Source organism: Streptomyces sp. NPDC022910, assembly GCF_055561075.1.
In genome coordinates, this window is record NZ_JBVHHL010000046.1 from 14210 (window position 1) to 30563 (window position 16354).

Below are 16354 nucleotides of genomic sequence, written 5' to 3' on the forward strand. Positions count from 1 at the left end.
GCACCGGCGGCCGTGCGCGACGGGCCGTCAGCGGGAAGGGGTGAGAGGAAGGTCGTCCGTGTACGCGTTCACCGGGCGGGTGATCCGCTCGACGCCATGGGCGTCGAGCGCGACGGGGGCGGACTTCGTCCCCAGGGTCCCGCCGGCATGCCAGGTTCCCGTGACGGCCACCCAGGTGTCGGCGGGCAGGGCCGGGGACCCGTACATCCGCACCTTCACGGTCTGGGCGTCCGCCGCGCAGCACGAGAAGATGATCCGGGTCAGATACCAGCCGCCGCCCCGCTTGTCGGGCGTGACGAAACCGGTCATCCGGACGCTGCGCCCCTTGATGGTCTGCTCGCGGTCCTGCTGCACGCGGCCGGTGAAGTCCGAAAGGGTCATCTCGACGGGCGAGGTCGCGGGCAGTGGATCGAAGTGCTCCTGCTCCGCGACGACCCTGGGGGTCTCGCGGGATGCCGTGTAGGCGCCGAGGGCCGGCGGGGCGTAGAAGAGCAGACTCAGCACGGGGAGGAACAGCAGCCAGGCCGTACGGGGTGCCGCGGAGTGGTGGTGACCGTGACCTCCACCGTCGCCGTCCTCACCACCGTGACCAGGGTCGCCGCCATGACCACCGTGATCGGGCCCGGCGCCGTGACCATCGTGGTCCGGGCGCCCCGCATACGCCTCGCGCCTGCGTGAAACCCCCTGCGACACCGCGTCCGCCATGCCCAGCAGGAGGAGCAGCACCCCCGAGACGACCAGCATCGGACGCAGCCCCTGCTTGACGTATCTGAGATACAGGTCGGTGAAGAGCGAGGCGTGCAGCAAACCGAGGCCGGCGAGGACGAGCAGGATCACCTGGACAGGCCGTTTCACAGCAGCGCCCCTCCGATCAGCGCACTGCACAGCACCGCGACGACCGTGGTGGCGGCGGAGAAGCGGACGGCGAAGGCCCGGCCGAACGTTCCCGCCTGAAGGGCGATCAGCTTCAGGTCGACCATCGGCCCGACCACCATGAACACCAGCCGGGCGAGGGGCGAGAAGCCGGTGAGCGAGGCCGCGACGAACGCGTCCGCCTCGGAGCACACCGCGAGCAGTACGGCCAGCCCGGCCATGAACAGCACCGACAGCCAGGGCGAGCCGGAGAACACGTCGAGTACGGAGCGCGGGACCGTCACGTTGAAGGTGGCCGCCGCCATGGCGCCGAGCACCAGAAAGCCGCCCGCGTGCAGGAAGTCGTGCTGGAAGCCCAGCCGGAACTCCGTCCAGCGGCTGTGCCCCGGCACGTGCCCGGTGTGCCGTACGGTCGGCCGGAGCCATGAGTCACGGCCCAGCCAGAGCCACAGCCAGCCCATCACGGCGGCCGTGGCGAGCGAGGCGAGCAGCCGGGCCAGGACCATGGCGGGGCTGCCGGGGAAGGCGATGGCCGTGGCGGTCAGCACGACCGGGTTGACGGCGGGGGCCGACAACAGGAACGTGAAGGCGGCGGCCGGGGTGACCCCCCGTCGGATCAGGCTGTTCGCGACCGGTACCGAGGCGCATTCGCAGCCGGGCAGTACGACTCCGGCGACCCCGGCGACCGGGACGGCGAGCACGGGCCGCCGGGGCAGCACCCGGCTGAACATCCGCGCCGGCACGAACGCGTTGATCGCGCCGGACAGCGCCGTGCCGAGCAGCAGGAAGGGCAGCGCCTGCACGGTGATGGCGAGACAGACGGTCCGCCAGGCCTGCATGGCCGGCTGACTCAGCAACCGGCTGAGGACGAGCAGCACCGGACCGGCGAGGACGGCCGCCGCGAACAGGAGCGGCCAGGGCAGGGTCCGGCCGGGGGCGGCGGCGTCGGTCATCGCGGGTACCGCGACGGACGCCTCAGCCTCCTCGGCCAGTTCTTCTGTCTTCTGCATGCCGGCTCCGAATGTCGGATGTTCGGATCGAACATACCGGGCGCCGGGCCGAGTTCCCCGATATCGCCACGCGCTCCATTCTTGAGAATGAGATCCATTTTCATGTAGCCCCTGCCTGCCGACGCAGGAGAACCCACGGCCGTGGCCCGACCGGGCGACGGGACAGGACCTCGCCGCCCAGGTCGACCCGGACCTCCGGCACGGCCCGGCGGCGCTGCGAGCGCCGCGTGAACCACCCCTCCACCACCCAACCCCTTACAGACAGGACACCCCTCAATGTCGCTCGACGTCTCCCCGCAGCTGCCGGCCGAAGCCGAGACGGGCCCGCTGCGGGAGGAGGACTTCGTGGAAACGGTCCGCACGTCCCTGCCCTACGCCTACGACCTGATCGCCCGCCTGACCGCCGAACTGCGCGCCGGTTCCCATGAGTTCGGCGACAACACGACCCCACCGCCGTCCGAGAGGGAACGCGGGCAGCTGCTGCGCGCGCTGTCCGGCGATGCCATCCGGGGCAGCCTGGAACGGCACTTCGGGGTGACCCTCGCCTTCCAGAACTGCCACCGGGTGGCCGTCTTCCGTCCCGAGGACCGCGGCGGCGAGACCCACACGCGCTTCACGTCGCCGTGCGCGCAGATCCTCAATCAGTCACCGGAGCTGCGCGACTGCTGACCTCCCGCGGCCAGTACTGCTCAGGGTGTGACGACGCCCACAACGCGGGTCGTCAATTTTGCCTGTGGGAAAGGTTCTTGACCCCCGCCGCACCCGTATCTCCGGGCGTCCGAACAACCAGGAGGTGGCATGCGCATTTCACGGAACGCGGCGGGAACCCTCTTTGTGGCGGGCGCCCTGACGCTGACGCTGACGGCTCTTGTCTATCCCTCGATGCTGGGAGTACAGACCGTGTCGAGCGCGCCGTCGCGCGTGATCGCCAACACCTCGTCGGGACCGCTGACCGAGGCGGACCGCGACTTCGTCGTCAAGGTGCGGGCAGCCGGCCTCTGGGAGTTCCCCTCCGGCGAGCTGGCCCTGAAGAAGGGCACGACCCCGGCCGTGCGCACCGCCGGGCAACACCTGATCAACGGACACGCCAACCTCGACGCCACCTGCCGGAAGGTCGCCGCGGAGCTGGGTATCACACTGCCGAACCAGCCGAGCCCGCAGCAGCAGGCGTTCGTGGCCACGCTGACCTCGGACCAGGGCAAGCAGTTCGACCAGGACCTCGCGAACATCCTGCGCGTGACGCACGGCCAGATCTTCCCCGTCATCGCCAACATCCGCGCCACGACGCAGAACACCCTGGTCCGCCAGTTGGCCGACCAGGCGAACGACACGGTCCTCGACCACATCACGGTGATGGAGCAGACGGGCCTGGTGAACTTCGACTCGGTCCTGTTCCAGGAGACGACCCCGCCGAAGCTCCCCAAGAGCAGCATGACCCCGCCGACCCCCGCGCCGGGCGAGCCGACGGTGGTCCTCTCCCCACCGGCGGGCTTCACCCCGCCGCCGTCGACGAGTCCTTCGCCGATACCGACGACTGGCTGACCATCGGAAGTCCCCGGCCGCCGGCTGACCATCGGACGTCCCCGGCGGAGAACGGGTGGCGGCTGGACGATCGGCGGGGCCGACTTCAGAAGGTGGGCCCGGCGCTCACCGGGGGAAAAGAGCGCCGGGCCCGTGGAGGATGGTCAAAGGGACGCGGGAGGCGTCATGCGCGGGTACGGGACACGCGGCGCCGCGTGACGACCGCGATGCCCGCGCCGACCGCGACGAGTGCCGCCGCGCCCGCGGCGATCGGCAGCGCGTCGCTGCCGCCGCCCGTCTCGGCAAGGCCGCCGGGCGCGGTGGACTGGCCGCCGTTCGGCGTCGGCGCAGCAGGCGTGCTGGACTCCTCGGCGGGCGGGGTCGAGACGGACGGGGAGTCCGGGGTCGCGGGGCTCGACGCGGGCGGGGTGGTGGCCGGCACGGACGCCGGAGGCGTCGAGGCGGGCGGGGTGGTCTCCGGGGTGCTCGGCGGCTGCTCGGTGCAGTCCTTCGTACCACCGTTCCAGGAGGCGATCAGCTTGTCCTTGATGACCGGGCGGTCCGGGCCCTTGGGCAGGTCACCGTGCTCGAAGCCGTCGTTCGCACCGAAGTTCCCGTCGAACTTCACCTTGCCCCGGTACAGGTCGATCTGCGCGAAGCAGCCCGCGTCCGGCACCGAGATGTCCAGCGAATCGGTCTCGCCCTGCTTCACCGTCACGGTGTCGAAGTCGTGGAAGACCTGCAGGCCGGAGGTGTTGAAGGTGGCTCCGTGCGCCCGGTACGAGGCGAGGGAGGCCGTGCAGGTGGTCGCGTCGTCCGCGGCACGCACCTTGATGTGGACCTTGCCGTCCTCGGTGGGCTTGAGGTTCTGGTCGTCGACCCGGACCGAGTCGGTGAAGACGCTTCCGTCGAGCGAGAACTGGCAGTGGTCGGCCTCGGTCACCGTCCCCGGGCCCTTGCCCGACGCATAGCCGCGGCCTCCCTTGTCCCAGCCGTCGCCACCGGGGGTGCCCGAGGCCCAGGCGGCGCCGCCGGTGACGGCGGTGAGGGTGAGCGCAGCGGCGCCTGCCCCCAGCAGGCGGCGTACGGTGACACGTCTCGCGATGGACATGCGTTCCCCCAACTTCATGAGTCGTGACCCGAACCAGGGCAGCGGGCAGCGCAAAGCAGCCGGGGACCGTGGCCGGGAGAAGAGTGGTCGAAGAGAAACACCGGGCTCACTGGTCACATGAGCCCCGGGTCGAGCACATAGTCGATCACCCCGAGTTGACTGTCAACCTCGTTGAGATCATGACGACTTCATGGGCCGTCACGTTTTGGCCACATCAGGAATGTGCGGCTCCGAGCGGTGACCCGGAGGAAACGTAACTGCACACTCGTTCGAGGTGACGGAGATGGGATTGCGCGATCAGTTCTCTCCATTTCTCTCCGGCCGGAGTGTCTCCGTGGTCAGGCTCCGGAACTGGACGTCGACGACGGGCGTGATCCCTCGGTGACCTCGTCGGCGTGCGCCCGCCGGCGATCGTCTACGTCCTGGGACGGCGTCAGTTCTACGTCCCCGCAGACGTGCCCCTGCGCATCTTCTCCTCCTCCGACCCCGTCACCCTCGAACTCTGGCTCGAGCGGGCCATCGCCGCCGCCGACCTCGATGAGCTCTTCGTCGAGGAGCCGGGCCCGGAGTATGCCGAGGCCACCTGACCACCGCACGAAGAGGCCCTGGCAACGGAAGCGGGGCGGCCTTGCTCGGCGGCCTGTTCCACCGGCTGCGCCAGGCCCTGCGTCCACTTCTCCTCGATCCTGGCCACCTTCCACACCACCAGCGCGAGCGCCCACGTGGCGAAGAACAGGCCGACGATCAAGAAGCCGAGGGTGTTGAGGTCGACTCCCGCGATCCAGTCCCAGAAGACCCCGTGCAACCGGAGCTTCTCGGCCACCAGACCGAGCAGCTCGACCGTGCCGATGATCAGTGCGACGGCGACGGACAGACCCGTGATCGTGAGGTTGTAGTAAACCTTGCGCACCGGCTTGGAGAACGCCCACCCGTACGCGAAGTTCATGAACGACCCGTCGATCGTGTCGAGCAGCGACATCCCGGCCGCGAAGAGCACGGGCAGGCACAGGATCGCGTACCAGGGCAGCCCCGAGGCCGCGCCCGAACCGGCCAGGACGAGAAGCGCGATCTCGGTCGCGGTGTCGAAGCCGAGGCCGAAGAGCAGGCCCAGCGGGTACATCTGCCACGACTTGGTGATCGACTTCATCACGCGCCCGAGCAGTCGATTCATGAAACCGCGGTTGGCCAGCTGCTCCTCCAGGGCCGCCTCGTCGAACTGCCCGGACCGCATCTGCCGGAAGACCTTCCAGATGCCGGCCAGGATGACGAGGTTGATCGCGGCGATGACGTAGAGGAACGTGCCGGAAACCGTCGTACCGATGAGCCCTGTGACGTTGTGCAGCTCGGAGTTGTCGTCCCGTACCGGTCCGGCCAGCGTCTTCACGCCCAAGGAGAGCAGCAGCGCCAGGACGAAGACGACGCTGGAGTGGCCGAGCGAGAACCAGAACCCGACCGACAACGGCCGCTGTCCCTCGCCCATCAGCTTCCGGGTGGTGTTGTCGATCGCCGCGATGTGGTCCGCGTCGAAGGCGTGCCGCATTCCCAGCGTGTACGCGGTCACGCCGATGCCGACGCCGAAGGACTTCTCCCCGATGCTGTAGTGCTCGGGCGCGACGATCCCGACGAGCGTGAACCATCCGATGACGTGCAGGGCGAGGATGAACGCGGCCATCCCGCCGAGCCGGCCCCACTCCTGCCTCGTGATGGACATGCGCATCCGGGGGGAGGACGGGGACATGGAGTGGGGCCTTTCTTCGCCGGAATACCGCAATCCCCTGTTCTCTGGGTACTGCGGTTCCCACCCTTATGCAGTGATGTGCTAGTTGCAAGAAACTCGCAGTAAAGCCTCACCGACCGGCAGGGGCGCCATACGGGACCCGAGCAGCCGGAAGTCGTCCTCCCTACGGGCGACTTCCGGCTGTCACCCGGCGGCTTGGGAACGTCTTTACCCAGATCGCGCACATCGGGCTCGAACTGGCCGCGCACGTCAAGGCGGAGTACGGGGACGGAGAGCGCGAGGGGACGGTCACCTTCGCCGACCGAGCGGCGGCCCGGGGCACGGTCGGCGCTCGCCACGCTGCTCCTCCTCGTCGACGCGCTCGTCGTGGCATACGAACACCCCGCCCCGGGCAAGCGGCCGGCAAGGATGGCCCACTGCCCGCGTCCGCGGGGGCCCTGGCGAAGAGCCTCGTGAGCCAGGCCATGACGGGCAAGGAGGGGTGATCTCCGGACACCTCGAACGGTCCCCCACCGCTGGCCCCGCGCAAGCCTCGCGCCGAAGCTGGCCCCATGGACGCAGCGCCCCGTGACGGTCTGCCGCCCTTCGAGGACCGGACCGACTTCGAGAACGCCGACCGAGGGTTCGTCGCCGCTCTCGTGCCCGGGGTGGTGACGGCCGGGGACGGGCGGGTGGTGTGGGACGGGGACGCGTACGGGTTCCTCGACGGGGACTGTCCCGACACCGCGCATCCCAGTCTGTGGCGGCAGTCGCAGCTGTGCGCGCGGCAGGGGCTGTTCGAGGTGACCGAGGGCGTCTACCAGGTGCGCGGGCTCGACCTGGCCAACATGACTCTCGTGGAGGGCCACGACGGCGTCGTGGTCGTCGATCCGCTCATCTCCACCGAGTGCGCGGGGGCCGCCCTCGCCCTGTACCGGCGGCACCGCGGACAACGGCCCGTCACCGGGCTGGTCTACACCCACTCCCACGTCGACCACTTCGGCGGAGCCCGCGGTGTGCTGCCGCGCGAGGCGGAGGCGGGCGTGCCGGTCCTCGCACCCGTCGGGTTCCTGGAGCACGCGGTCAGCGAGAACGTGTTCGCCGGGCCCGCGATCGCCCGCCGCGCCGGGTTCATGTACGGCGCACGGTTGCCGAAGGAGCCCGCCGGGCAGATCGGCACCGGGCTCGGCACGACCATGTCCACCGGTACGGTCACCATGATCCCGCCGACCGTCGACATCACGCACAGCGGGCAGACGGAGACCGTCGACGGCGTCCGGATGCTGTTCCAGCTGACGCCGGGCACCGAGGCGCCGGCCGAGATGAACTTCCTCTTCACCGAGCAGCGTGCGCTGTGCCTCGCCGAGAACGTCACCCACACCCTGCACAACATCCTGACCCTGCGCGGCGCCCTCGTCCGCGACGCCCGCGTCTGGTCCCGCTACCTCGACGAGGCGATCGACTTCTTCGGCGACGCCTACGACGTGGCGTTCGCCTCGCACCACTGGCCGACCTGGGGACACGAGAACGTCGTCCAGCTGCTGGCGGAGCAGCGGGATCTGTACGCGTATCTGCACGATCAGACCCTGCGGCTGCTGAACAGCGGTCTGACGGGAGCGGAGATCGGGGAGGAGCTGCGGCTGCCGCCCGCGCTGGAGGACGCCTGGCACGCGCGGGGGTACTACGGCTCGCTGAACCACAACGCCAAGGCCGTCTACCAGCGGTACATGGGGTGGTACGACGGCAATCCCGCCCACCTGTGGGAGCATCCGCCGGTCCAGCTCGCCGAGCGGTACGTGGAGGTGGCGGGCGGCCCCGACGCGATGCTCGCGGCGGCGCGCCGGTACGCCGACGCCGGGGACCCGCGCTTCGCGGCCACCCTCCTCAACCATCTCGTCTTCGCCGACCCGGACAACGAGCAGGCGAAGCGGACGCTGGCGGTCGTGTACGAACGGCTCGGGCACGGCGCCGAGAACGGGACATGGCGGAACATCTATCTGACCGGGGCGCGGGAACTGCTGGAGGGCACGGGCGGCCCCGCCGTCACCACGGACACGGCCGACATGACGTCGGCGCTCACCGTCGGCATGCTGCTGGACTCCCTCGCCGTACGCATCGACGGGCCGCGGGCGGCGCGGGAGCCACGCCTCATCATCGACCTGGTCGTGATCGACGAGGAGCGCAGGCACCGGGTCAACCTGGAGCACGGCGCGCTCACCCACCGCAGCCTTCCGCTGCACCGCACACCGAAGCCGCACGCTGGCCTGACGCTCACCCTCACCCGCCCCGAACTCCTGGGCCTGCTCGCGGGCAAGGGCCTCGCGGGCATCGAGACGGAGGGGGACCGGGGGCTGCTGAAGCGGCTGTTCTCGTATGTGACACAGCCGGACCGGGGGTTCCCGATCGTCACTCCCTGACGCGTCTCGCAGTGGTCGCAGGGGTCCGAAGGCTCCTCGACCTGCCCGACCGTCCTCGCGCCCCGGCGCCGCAGGTCACGCCGCCGACGATTCCGAGCCGCCCCTGGGGTGCCAGACGCGCCGCACGTCGGCGACGTCGGCTGTGCGTCGGCATGGATCCGCCCAGGAACGGGCCGTCAGAGCGGCGGCTGCGCCGGTGCCGGGCCCAGAGTCGTCGTGCCCGGGGCGGTCCGGTGGCCGAGGCCCGTGCGGTACGCGTCCAGGGCCGCCTCCACCCGGCCGGTGCGCCGCAGCAGATCGCCGAGCAGACGGCACAGGTCCGCGAGGTCGCCGGCCGCTCCCGCCCTCTCCAGCAGGCTGAGCGCACGCACGTAGTGTTCCTCCGCGGCCTCCGTGTCGCGGGCGTCCTCCGCGATGATGCCGAGGAGGCGGTGCGCGGCGGCGGAGTGCACCGCGCCGCGCTCGGGGCCGATGTCGCCGAGGACGCCGTGCAGCAGCTCCGCGGCCTCCTCGGACTTCCCGCGCCGGTGCAGCACGTCCGCCAGCTCCACCGCGACCTGACTGCTGTAGAGGGCGGCCCGTTTCTCAGAGAGCATGGCGAGGGCCTCGCGCAACTTGCCTTCCGCACGCTCGAGTTCGCCGTTCTGGGCGTACAGATAGCCGCGCATCCAGTGGCAGTTGGCCAGCTCGGTGCGGATCTGCAGCTGCCGGTACAGCTCGGCCGCCTTGGCGAGGGAGGTGTCCGCCTCGGCGATGCGGCCCTCCGCCAGGAGCGTGCGGGCGACGGACCGGTGCATGCGGGCCACCAGAGCGGGGTCCTGGACCTGGGGCGCGAGGGCCAGGGCGAACTCGGCCGCCTGCGCGGCCCGTACGTGCGCTCCCATGTCCATGTACGGGCCTATGGCGCTCGCGTAGAGCAACAGCAGGGCGTCGGGGTCGTGCAGTCCCGAGCGGTTGAGCTCGTCGAGGGTGGATTCCAACAGGTAGCAGGCGTACCGGAGTTCACCGGCGAGGTAGTGGGAGACGGCGCGACCGCGCAGCGCCGGGACCCTGCTGGGCAGCGGTGAGTCGGCCAGGCGTTTCTCGGACCGCTCGAAGTACCGCCGCGCCGCCGCGAGGTCGCCGACGTCCAGCGCGCACTCGCCGAGTCCGAGCAGCGCGGCGGCCTCCTCGGCGCCGAGCCCGTGCGCCTCGGCCTCGGCCAGCAGTGCTCCGTACTGTTCGGCCGCGACCTCGGCCTCTCCGGTGGAGAGGGTGCGCTGGGCGTCGGTCAGCCTGAGCCGCAGGGCGGTGGCGAGATGGGCGGGACGGCCCGTGGCCAGCTCCTCGAACGCGACACCGAGCCGCTCGGAGAGGTGTCGGAGAGCCTCGTCGGAGGGCCGGACCCGCCCGGCCTCGAGGGTGGAGATGTAGGCGGGCGTGTACGCGGGCTCGGCCAACTGCTTCTGGGTCATTCCCCGTTCGTGCCGCAGCTGCTGCACCCTGCGCCCGATGGTCTCCGGGTCGTCTCGGTCCGCCATGCGATTAATCATGCCAGTAACCACGCTTACAAAGCGCTGCTTCCTGACTTTTTGTCAATCTCCACTCACATCCCCCTGACTTTCCCTGCTGCTCTTCCCGATCCGCCTCTCCACCCCCTACGTTAGGAGCACCTTAAACGTGCTTAATCCATCGCTGTAATTGCGAGGTCGGTTGCCGTGCTCGGACGCTCTTCCGTGCATCACGGACGCATATCGCCGCGTTACGCCAGAGGCTTCGCCGCAGCCCTCGTCGCCGTGGCCGCGCTCGTGACGGCTGCCAACGCGGGCCCGGCCAGGGCGGTGGAGCCTCGGTCGTCCCAGCACGTCACGCAGGGGCCTCGCTGACCCGGCCCGACGAGGTCGGCACCGAGGGGACCCCCCAGACGGCGGCCGTCGGCGGAGACTCCCCCGCTCTCGCCGGCGGCCGCCTCCCGCCTGGCCGACGGCCGCCCCGGACGACTCCGTACCGACGGACGGCCCCTGCGCATACTCTGGCCCCGTGACCTCCTCCGCCGCCCGCACCGCGCTGGACCTCACCGCCGACCTCCCGGTCGCCGACCTGGAGGACTGCTACCGGGATCTGCACCGCCATCCCGAACTGTCCCTGTGCGAGCACCGAACCGCCGGGAAGCTCGCCGAGCGGCTGCGCACGGCCGGGTACGAGACCGCCGAGGGTGTCGGCGGCACCGGGGTCGTCGGCGTGCTGCGCAACGGCGACGGGCCCACCGTCCTGCTGCGCGCCGACATGGACGCGTTGCCCGTCGCCGAGGAGACGGGTCTGCCGTACGCCTCCGAGATACCGGGCGTGATGCACGCCTGCGGGCACGACCTGCACGTCACCTGGCTGGCGGGCGCGGCCGGGGCGCTGTCCGCCGGTCGCGACGCCTGGTCGGGGACACTGCTCGTGGTGGGTCAGCCCGCCGAGGAGACCGGGCAGGGCGCACGGGCGATGGTCTCGGACGGTCTGTACGCACGCTTCCCGCGGCCCGACGTCCTGCTCGGCCAGCACGCGGCACCTGGCCCGGCGGGGCTCTACGCGCACTCCCCGGGGCTGATCCTGTCCGCCTCGACGGACGTGGACATCGTCGTGCACGGCCGGGGCGGCCACGGCTCGCGCCCGGAGACGACCGTGGATCCCGTGGTCACGGCCGCCTACCTGGTCACCCGACTGCAGACCGTCGTCAGCCGGGAGATCGCCCCCCGCGACTCCGCGGTGCTGACCGTCGGCCGGATCGAGGCGGGCACCCGGCACAACATCATTCCCTCCCGGGCCCACATCGCCCTGAACCTGCGCACGCAGTCGGCCGGGGTCCGCGACCGGATGATCGCCGCGATCCGGCGCATCGCGGCCGGTGAGTGCCTGGCCGCGGGCTGCCCGCACGACCCCGAGGTGACCGTGGGCGCCGACTTCCCGGTCACGCTCAACGACGCCGACACCGACCACCGGGTCGCCGCCGCGCACCGCGAGGTGTTCGGCGCGGGCACGGTCTTCGACCCGGGACCCGCGATGGGCAGCGAGGACTTCCCGCACCTGGCGCCGGAAGGAGTCCCCTACGCGTACTGGTTCGTGACGAGCACCCCGGCCGACGTCTGGGAGGCGGCGCCGGGCGCCGACCTGATGGAGAAGTTCGCGGCGGTCCCGAGCAATCACAGCCCCCGCTTCGCGCCCGACCTGTCCACACTCGCCCCCGGTGTTCGGACGCTGGTGTCGGGGGCGCTGGCCCATTTGTCAGTGGCATGACTCAGCCCGCTCACTCACCACCCCCGGCACACACGAACCACGTCCTGGCGGCCCTCTTCGGTTCGGCGGTGCTCACCGCGGCACCGGCATCCCCGAGCTGACGCTCCGCACGGCCGTGCACCGTCACGGCTGGGTCTGGAGCTGACGCTGCAGACGGCGAAGGTGCTCGTGGATGTGGTTCAGGGCCCCTTCGCGCCGTCCCGGCACCCGCTCCCGCAACCCGACCAGGGCCGGGCCCAGTTCGCGGGCCCGGCCCGCGTCGCGCATGCGGCCCCACTGGTGGTGGGCACGGTCGACGGCCGCCTCCACCGCCGGGGACTCGGGGCTCTGGCCGGCCGAGAGACGGGCGGTGGCGACCGCCATCCAGGTCTCGCAGCTGCGGTCCGCGTCACCCGCGAGCATCGCCAGGTCGGCGCGGACCTCCATCCAGTGCAGCGCCTCCTCGGAGCCGGGGCCGTGTTCCCGCAGCGCCGCCTGCTCCCACTGCGCGGCGAGCGTGGCCGCCTCCGTGTGCCGGCCGTGCTGGACGGCGGCGGTGAGCGCGGCGTGGGGGTCCGGGGCCGCGGCATGGGGCGGTGCGGGCGTGAACGACGGGGGTGTGTACCAGCCCCGGCTCCCCGTCGGCTGGTCGGGCGTCATGATGACCTCCCCCTGTGCGCCGTTCTCTGCGTACGCCCGGGTCAGCGCCTGGTGGTGCAGGGTCGCCGGGTCCGGGCGGTGGCCGCTGCGCAGGATCGTCGCCAGGGCCTTCATGTATGCCGGGGCCGCCAGCGCGCGGCGCGGTGGCGGCGGGGCGACGCGGCCGTAAAGGGGGACGGCGGGGCCGCAGTCGAGGGGGCCGGTGCGCAGGTGCTGCCACGTCTCCGGATCCGCGTGCAGGTCCGCGAACACCGTCGTCGTACCGGGCGGGCGCAGCCGCAGTTCCTCCCGGATCCAGTGCCAGGGGAAGCCGGTGTAGCGGATCGTTGCCGGGGTGGTGCGGGCCAGCGCCAGGTGCGGCAGGTGCTGGCGGCGGTCGAGCTGGAGCTGCCCGGTGAGGAACACCGTCAGCGGGCCGGGAGCGGCCGCGGCGGCCCGGAGCCGGGTGAGGACGGCCTGCGGCTCGAGCGGATCGGCGAGTTCGACCACGTTCGCCGTGTCCGTGCCGGACAGCACCGGCGGGGCGACGGCCGCGAGCACCGGGAGCACGGAGGCCGCGTCCACCAGACACCCCTTGCCCGCCGGCGAGGCCGCGAGCAGCAGCACGGTTCCGGGCATCGTTCCCTCCCCCGATCGATCACACACGTCAGCACCGTAACCGCTGCGCATGCAAAGGTGCGACGGAGGAAGAGCAAACGCCCGCGTAGGGCCTGGTTGTGCGGCGGGTGCGCGGAAGGCTGGTTCGCCACGCGCGCAGCTCGAGGGCCGGAGGCGGTGGCTCAGTCCGCGCCGACCGGGCGCCGTCGTACCGCGAAGATCGTGGTGTCGTCCTGGAGATGGCCCCCGCTGTGGCGCAGTGTGCCGTCCCGCACGAAGCGCACCAGGCGCCCGGGCTCGGCGACGCGCGGGTCCTCGGCGAGCGCGCGGGCCACCTCGTCCCGCAGCGGGAAGAACTCCCCCGTGGCGTTCCGCGCCTCACTCACCCCGTCCGTGACCAGCAGCAGCGTCTCCTCGTCGGCGAGCGGCAGGCGCAGCGTGGGCGGCAGCCCGTCGCCCAGTCCGCCGAGGCCGAGCGGCAGTCCCTCGCCGGGCGGCAGGGGCCGTACGCCGTCGGCCGCGACCACCAGCGGCGGCTCGTGCCCGAAGTTGATGACCTCCACGTACAGGGACTCGGCCGGCGGGAAGCCGACCAGCACGGCCGTGGCGAAGCGCTCGTCCTCGTCGAGGCCGATGTCCGCGCAGTAGCGCACGTGCCGCCGCATCCGGATCTCCAGCCGCTCGGCGGCCGTGGTGAGGAAAGGAGCGTGGTACGCCGCCTCACGGAACGTGCCGAGCAGCGCCGACGCGGCCGCGACCGCACCGAGTCCCTTGCCCTGGACGTCGCCGAGCAGGACGCGGGTCCCCTGCGGGCCGGGCTGGATGTCGTAGAAGTCGCCGCCGACGCGGGCGATGCTGTCCGCGGCGAGGTAGACCGCCGCGTGGTCGAGGCCGCCCCAGCCGGCCGGCAACGGGCGCAGCACCGTGCGCCGGGTGGTGTCGGCGACGTCCTGCATGTGCAGCATGCGCCGCTCGCCGCGCAGGCGGACCGCGCAGGCCAGCACGGCGAGCACACCGCCCACCACGACCAGGATGAAGTCGGGCAGCCCGGTCCGGAACTGGTGCGGCCAGGCACGGTCCTCGAATTCGTATGTGACGACGGCCAGGACGGCGAAGACGAACGTGCCCCACAGCCCGCAGATCGCGGCGGCGATACCGGGGACCAGGACCACCCAGGAGATGGTGCGGAACTCGCCGCCCGTCCCCCAGTCGAGTCCGGCGATGGCGACGAGCAGCGCGAGCGGCGGCACCCAGGCGACACTGCGCCCGCGCACGCGCAGCAGCTGATGCCCCGCGGGCGGGGCCTCGGAGCCCGGGGGACGGGGGAGCCGGTCGCGCGCCGGCCCGATGCGTCCGCCGCGCAACGAAACCGGAGGCCCGCCGCGCAGGGTTCCCACGGGGCCGCCGCCTGCGGGCCCGGGCGGGCACTCCCGTAGGGAGGCGGCCGGTCCCTCCAGCACGGATTCGTCGGGGACGGAGACGGCGGGCAGCGGCCCCTCGGGGGCGGAGGCATCGTGGGCCGCCGTCCCCTCGGCGGCGGAGGGATCCGAGAGCGAGGCTCCGAGGGCGGCGTGCCCATGGCCGACGCGTGGGCCGCCGGGCCGCCGGACGCCGCGCCACCACCGGCGTACGGCCCCGTCCTGCTCCCCCCGGCCCTCCTCCGGCCGGTCGTGGGGTGGTCGCCTGGTGGGCACCGGCGCTGCCGTTCCTCAGTAGGCGACCGACATGCGGGCGCGCAGATGCGTGCCCTGTTCCAGTTCATCGACGAATGCGACCGCGTAGTCCTCGGCGCTGATCCGGCTGTTGCCGTACGCATCGGTGAGCAGTCTGTCGTCGTCCACCCGGAAGCGGCCCGTGCGCTCGCCGGGGGCGATCTCGGCGGCGGGGGAGACATAGGTCCAGTCCAGGTCGTCGATGGTGCGGTAGTACTCCAGGACGGCGCGGTGGGCGAGCGCCTCGGGCAGGACCGCCTCGGGGAATCCCGGCTGGTCGCACAGCTCCCGTCCGGGCGCGACCTCGAGGCTGCCCGCGCCGCCGACCACGCCCAGCCGCCGCACCCCGGCTTCGCGCGTGCCCTGCACGAGGGAACGGTTGAGAGCGAGGAACGGCTCTTTCGGGTCCGAACCGCCCCGCGGCGGTGCGCACGCGTTCGCCACCGCGTCCGCCCCCGTCACCAGCGCGGCGACCTTCGCCGGGTCCGAGGCGTCGGCCGCCGCGGCGGTCACCCCGGGAACGGGCGACTGACCGGAACGACTCACGGCCGTGACCCGGTGTCCGCGCTGCGTCGCCTCCGCGGCGATCCGGCTGCCCACCATTCCCGTCGCCCCGAACAGCACGATCCTCATGAGCCCCAGCGAAACACGGCCCCGTGGGCCGCGCATCCCGACTTGCCGGCCGCCCCTGCCAGGTGTGCGCTGGAGTGCGGGGGCGAGCAGAGAGGAGCGTTCCCATGGCTCATGCGGCGGCACCCGTGCCAGGGGCACCACGCGCACCCGCCACAAGACCCCGTGCGGCCGTCACGGCATACCGCCCGCCCGAGGTCCTCGACCCGCGCGTACACCGGATCGCGCGGGTGGTGGCCCCCGTCGCCATCGGACTCGTCTACGGCTACTGGGCCGCGGCGATCAGGCGTGACGGCGGTCCGATCACCGGCTGGAACGTGCTGTTCGGCTTCGTGTCCGCCCTCGTGTTCGCGGTGCTGTGCATCGGCGTGCTGAGGGTGGCTCCGCGCCTGGGTCGCGGGCCGCGCGCGCTGACGTGGGCGGTGTTCGCGGGCGTCGCGTTCGGCTTCCTCTACAGCCAGACCGGCCACACCGTGCTGCGCAGCATCGGCATCTCGCTCGCGATCGCCGTGGGCGCGTTCCTGTTCGACTACTACCGCTACTACACCCACGAGGAGCCGGGCGAGGAGCAGTGGCAGACCGGCTGACCTCCGGCCGGCTCACGTTCGGCGCACGAGACCCCGGCCGTCGGCCCACGCCGACGCCGGGGCCTCATGCGTCTCCCTCACTCACCCGTCACCCGGGATCGGCTCCCGGGAGCCGGTCGAGGAGCCCCAGTCGTCTCTCCCCACCACCAGATAACACCCGTTCGGGTGAACCCTCCACCGGAGCGTGCGATCACGGGGTTTGCCCTGCCCTGCCCTGCCCACACCGTGCCCACCCATCGAATTGTCATATCCACCCATTTGCAGGCAAACAGCTCGCCG

The 16354-nt window shown here is 71.8% G+C and carries 12 protein-coding genes and 1 pseudogene; 5 read left to right on the top strand and 8 right to left on the bottom strand.

Annotated elements, in window-relative coordinates; genetic code table 11:
• Nucleotides 1–27: 27 nt before the first annotated feature.
• Nucleotides 28–855: a TIGR03943 family putative permease subunit gene (locus tag ACZ3TS_RS31695; protein WP_467624701.1), complete on the bottom strand. Its 828-nt coding sequence runs from the start codon at nt 853–855 to the stop codon at nt 28–30.
• Nucleotides 852–1883 carry a permease gene (locus tag ACZ3TS_RS31700; protein WP_467624703.1) on the bottom strand — a complete coding sequence of 344 codons (1032 nt, stop codon included), beginning with the start codon at nt 1881–1883 and terminating at the stop codon, nt 852–854. The genes ACZ3TS_RS31695 and ACZ3TS_RS31700 overlap by 4 nt, the downstream gene beginning before the upstream one ends.
• Nucleotides 1884–2159: 276 nt before the next feature.
• On the opposite strand from ACZ3TS_RS31700, the gene ACZ3TS_RS31705 reads away from it, so the two are divergent.
• Together ACZ3TS_RS31705 and ACZ3TS_RS31710 are read left to right on the top strand one after the other, a co-directional pair.
• A complete protein-coding gene (locus ACZ3TS_RS31705) occupies nt 2160–2552 on the top strand; it encodes an SCO5389 family protein (protein ID WP_467624706.1) in 393 nt (130 codons plus the stop codon).
• Between the two features lie 129 nt (nt 2553–2681).
• The gene (locus ACZ3TS_RS31710) at nt 2682–3425 is read left to right on the top strand and encodes a DUF4142 domain-containing protein (RefSeq protein WP_467624708.1); all 744 of its coding nucleotides are present in this window, start codon (nt 2682–2684) and stop codon (nt 3423–3425) included.
• A 163-nt stretch (nt 3426–3588) separates the two neighbouring features.
• Here the strand turns inward: ACZ3TS_RS31710 and ACZ3TS_RS31715 are convergent, their stop codons facing one another.
• Nucleotides 3589–4515, bottom strand: a complete 927-nt coding sequence (locus ACZ3TS_RS31715) for a hypothetical protein (protein ID WP_467624712.1) — start codon at nt 4513–4515, stop codon at nt 3589–3591.
• Between the two features lie 631 nt (nt 4516–5146).
• A pseudogene (gene nicT, locus ACZ3TS_RS31720) lies at nt 5147–6253 on the bottom strand (Nickel transporter NicT); the annotation flags it as partial.
• 551 nt (nt 6254–6804) lie between these two features.
• Here nicT and ACZ3TS_RS31725 point away from each other — a divergent pair.
• Complete coding sequence (locus ACZ3TS_RS31725; protein ID WP_467624714.1) at nt 6805–8649, top strand: alkyl/aryl-sulfatase; 1845 nt, start codon at nt 6805–6807, stop codon at nt 8647–8649.
• Between the two features lie 176 nt (nt 8650–8825).
• Here the strand turns inward: ACZ3TS_RS31725 and ACZ3TS_RS31730 are convergent, their stop codons facing one another.
• A complete protein-coding gene (locus ACZ3TS_RS31730; protein WP_467624716.1) occupies nt 8826–10169 on the bottom strand; it encodes a helix-turn-helix domain-containing protein in 1344 nt (447 codons plus the stop codon).
• A gap of 499 nt (nt 10170–10668) precedes the next feature.
• Here ACZ3TS_RS31730 and ACZ3TS_RS31735 point away from each other — a divergent pair, with 499 nt between their 5' ends.
• A complete protein-coding gene (locus ACZ3TS_RS31735; RefSeq protein WP_467624719.1) occupies nt 10669–11910 on the top strand; it encodes an amidohydrolase in 1242 nt (413 codons plus the stop codon).
• A 123-nt stretch (nt 11911–12033) separates the two neighbouring features.
• Here the strand turns inward: ACZ3TS_RS31735 and ACZ3TS_RS31740 are convergent, their stop codons facing one another.
• From ACZ3TS_RS31740 to ACZ3TS_RS31750, 3 genes are all read right to left on the bottom strand, one after another.
• Nucleotides 12034–13167 (bottom strand): hypothetical protein, encoded by a 1134-nt coding sequence (locus ACZ3TS_RS31740; RefSeq protein ID WP_467624720.1) that lies wholly within the window; start codon nt 13165–13167, stop codon nt 12034–12036.
• A gap of 161 nt (nt 13168–13328) precedes the next feature.
• A complete protein-coding gene (locus ACZ3TS_RS31745; RefSeq protein ID WP_467624768.1) occupies nt 13329–14510 on the bottom strand; it encodes a PP2C family protein-serine/threonine phosphatase in 1182 nt (393 codons plus the stop codon).
• 345 nt (nt 14511–14855) lie between these two features.
• Complete coding sequence (locus ACZ3TS_RS31750) at nt 14856–15491, bottom strand: NAD(P)-dependent oxidoreductase (RefSeq protein WP_467624722.1); 636 nt, start codon at nt 15489–15491, stop codon at nt 14856–14858.
• A gap of 104 nt (nt 15492–15595) precedes the next feature.
• Between ACZ3TS_RS31750 and ACZ3TS_RS31755 the strand changes: the two genes are divergently transcribed.
• On the top strand, nt 15596–16075 hold the full coding sequence (locus tag ACZ3TS_RS31755; RefSeq protein ID WP_467624723.1) for a hypothetical protein: 480 nt from the start codon (nt 15596–15598) through the stop codon (nt 16073–16075).
• Nucleotides 16076–16354: the final 279 nt, after the last annotated feature.

Coding starts and splice junctions, on each gene's coding strand:
- ACZ3TS_RS31700 (WP_467624703.1), bottom strand. CDS start 1,883: ATGCAGAAGACAGAAGAACTGGCCGAGGAGGCTGAGGCGTCCGTCGCG.
- ACZ3TS_RS31705 (WP_467624706.1), top strand. CDS start 2,160: ATGTCGCTCGACGTCTCCCCGCAGCTGCCGGCCGAAGCCGAGACGGGC.
- ACZ3TS_RS31710 (WP_467624708.1), top strand. CDS start 2,682: ATGCGCATTTCACGGAACGCGGCGGGAACCCTCTTTGTGGCGGGCGCC.
- ACZ3TS_RS31715 (WP_467624712.1), bottom strand. CDS start 4,515: ATGTCCATCGCGAGACGTGTCACCGTACGCCGCCTGCTGGGGGCAGGC.
- ACZ3TS_RS31725 (WP_467624714.1), top strand. CDS start 6,805: ATGGACGCAGCGCCCCGTGACGGTCTGCCGCCCTTCGAGGACCGGACC.
- ACZ3TS_RS31730 (WP_467624716.1), bottom strand. CDS start 10,169: ATGGCGGACCGAGACGACCCGGAGACCATCGGGCGCAGGGTGCAGCAG.
- ACZ3TS_RS31740 (WP_467624720.1), bottom strand. CDS start 13,167: ATGCCCGGAACCGTGCTGCTGCTCGCGGCCTCGCCGGCGGGCAAGGGG.
- ACZ3TS_RS31750 (WP_467624722.1), bottom strand. CDS start 15,491: ATGAGGATCGTGCTGTTCGGGGCGACGGGAATGGTGGGCAGCCGGATC.
- ACZ3TS_RS31755 (WP_467624723.1), top strand. CDS start 15,596: ATGGCTCATGCGGCGGCACCCGTGCCAGGGGCACCACGCGCACCCGCC.